At 68.1% G+C, this 2,859-nt stretch carries 2 protein-coding genes; both read right to left on the bottom strand.

From position 1 onward, the window contains the following. The coding region (locus tag HC022_RS23150; protein ID WP_167453970.1) for a PCRF domain-containing protein at positions 1-279 on the bottom strand (279 nt) is incomplete at its 3' end. 248 nt (positions 280-527) lie between these two features. Beyond that, on the bottom strand, positions 528-2,859 hold a 2,332-nt coding region (locus HC022_RS23145; protein WP_167453969.1), incomplete at its 5' end, for a penicillin-binding protein 1A.

The following is a 2,859-nucleotide window of genomic DNA, read 5'->3' as shown; positions in this document are numbered from 1 at the left end:
GACCTCGTCGTCCTCCTCCATCTCGCCCATCTCGATGAGCTCGACGTTGTCGGACAGCTCCTGCTTGATCGAGGAGTAGGTCTCCATCGCGTCCACCAGCATCTGCCGGTCGCGCATCAGCTTCTGCGCCGCCTGCGGATCGTCCCAGAGGTTGGGATCCTCGACCCGGGCGTTGAACTCCTCGAGCCGGTGCGGCGCGGTCTCCCAGTCGAGCCGCTGCCCCAGCAGGTCGAGCGATTTTTCGATCTTGTCGACGGTTTTCTGGGTCTCGGCACGCATGGATCTGCTCTCTCCGGCCCGCCAACCGGCCGGCGGGCCATACCCCCCCCCCGCCCCCCCTCCAAGCGCCACGAGCCCGCGGCGCCGTCACGGCCCTGCCACACAACCGCCATTTCGGGCATTCGTGAAAAGCCGAAGGCCGGGAGCGGCCCCCGGTCTTCCAATGGCTCCAAATATCCCGGGGGAGTCGCGCAGCGCGCGACGGGGGCAGCGCCCCCTCCCGGCTGTCCGCAGGACAGGCGCCGGGCTCAGTAGAGCCCGCCCGAGGACAGCGTGCCGAAGCTCGCCTTCGGGCCCACCGTGGCCTTGCGGCCGGTGGAGGTGGTGACCTGGCGCGCACGGGTGGTGCCGTCGGGCTGGATCAGGTCGAAGTTGCCGCTCATCGCCCAGCCACCGTCCAGCTGGATGCCGAACAACGGCTCCTCGCCGCGGCGGAAACACTCGGCCACCACGTTGGGGCCCGAGGCATCGGGGCCAAGGCGTCCGCCGGTGAAGCGGTCGATGTTGATGAACTCGCAGGCCTCGGGGACCTTGAACTGGCCGCCGCCGTATTTCTTCACCGCCTTCGACATGAAGCGCTGGAACACCGGGCCGCACATGGACGAGCCATAGGCGTGCCGGCCCAGCGGGCGCGGCGTGTCGTAGCCGATGTAGCAGCCCGCCACGATGTTCGAGGTGAAACCGATGAACCACACGTCCTTGGCGTCGTTGGTGGTGCCGGTCTTGCCCGCGGTGGGCACGCCGAGGTCCACGACCCCGGAAGCCGTGCCGCGCTGCACCACGCCCTGCATCATCGAGGTCAGCTGGTAGGCGGTCACCGCGTCCATGATCCGCTCGCGGCTGTTGACGATCTCGGGGCCACGGCCCGGCGGCAGGTTGGGGTCTGCGCAATCGACGCAGACCCGCTCGTTGCCGCGCGCGCTCTCGTGGTTGTAGATCGTCCGCCCGTAGCGGTCCTGCACCCGGTCGACCAGCGTCGGCTCCACCCGCTCGCCGCCGTTGGCGAACATCGCGTAGGCCGAGATCATCTTGTAGAGCGTGGTCTCGTCCGCGCCGAGCGCGTTGGCCAGCACCCGGCCCATGTGGTCGTAGACGCCGAACTTCTCGGCGTAGCGGCCCACCGTGTCCATACCGATCTCCTGCGCGAGCCGGATGGTCATCAGGTTCCGCGACTGCTCGATGCCGGTGCGCAGCGGCGTCGGGCCGTAATAGGTGTTCGACGAGTTCTTCGGCCGCCACACGCCCTGCGGCGTGTCGATCTCGATCGGCGCGTCGATGACGATGGTCGAGGGCGCGTAGCCCGAATCCAGCGCCGCCGCGTAGACGAAGGGCTTGAAGGACGACCCCGGCTGCCGCATCGCCTGCGTCGCGCGGTTGAACACCGAATCCTGGTACGAGAACCCGCCCTGCATCGAGATCACCCGGCCGGTGTTCACGTCCATCGCCATGAACGCGCCCTGCACGCGGGGCACCTGCCGCAGGGTCCAGCGGATGAAGCTGCCCGAGCCGTCCTCGGTCATCTCGCGCACGTGCACCACGTCGCCGCGCTCGAAATTGTCGACGAAGCTGCCCTTGATCCACGAGATGTCCGCCCGCGGCACGGAAGTGCCGCGCGGGTCGTCGGTGGCGACGCCCTCGATGCCGAGCCGCATCGACTGGTCGCCCACCTCGAGCACCACCGCCGGCAGCCATTGCGACTCGAGGTCGATGTCGCGGGCCACGCTGGTGTCGGCCAGCGCTGCGCGCCAGTCCTCCTCGCTGCCGAGGCGGTCGGCATCTATGGTCTTGCCGTACTGCTCGAGCGACATGCGCAGCGAACGCGCCGCCTCGAGCTGCATCTCGGGATCCAGCGTCGCGCGGACCGAGAAGCCGCCCGAGAAGAATTCGCCCTCCCCGAAATCCTTGGTGAGCTGGCGGCGGATCTCGTCGGTGAAGTAGTCGCGCGGCGGCAGCGCCCGGTAGTAAGGCTCGAAGTCGCCGTTCTGCACCGAGCGCAGCGGCTGCGCCACCTCGTGCTCGTAGACCTCGTCGGTGATGTAGCCGTTCTCGCGCATCTCGCGCAGCACGTAGTCGCGGCGGGCCTGCAGCCGTTCCTTGTTGCGCACCGGGTGGTAGTCGGACGGCGCCTTGGGCATCGAGGCAAGGAAGGCCGCCTCGTGCGGGGCCAGTTCCGACAACGCCTTGTTGAAATAGGTCTGCGCCGCGGCGGTGACGCCGTAGGAGTTCTGCCCGAGGAAGATCTCGTTGAGATAGAGTTCGAGGATCTTCTCCTTGCTGAGCGCGGCCTCGACGCGGCTGGCAAGGATGATCTCCTTGATCTTGCGCTCGGCGCGGCGGTCGCCCGAGAGCAGGAAGTTCTTCATCACCTGCTGGGTGATGGTCGAGGCGCCGCGCACGTCGCGGCCACGCGTCTTCACCGCGTCGATGGCGGCGGCGGCGATGCCGCGCACGTCATAGCCCTGGTGGGTGTAGAAGTTCTTGTCCTCGGCCGAAATAAAGGCCTGCTTCACGAGATCCGGGATCTCGGCGGCGGGCGTGAACAGCCGGCGCTCCTGCGCGAACTCGTCGATCACGCGGCCT

The organism is Salipiger sp. HF18 (assembly GCF_011806505.1).
Taxonomy (GTDB): domain Bacteria; phylum Pseudomonadota; class Alphaproteobacteria; order Rhodobacterales; family Rhodobacteraceae; genus Salipiger; species Salipiger thiooxidans.
Note: the sequence above shows the minus strand (reverse complement) of the source record. Positions and strands in the feature narration are given on the sequence as shown.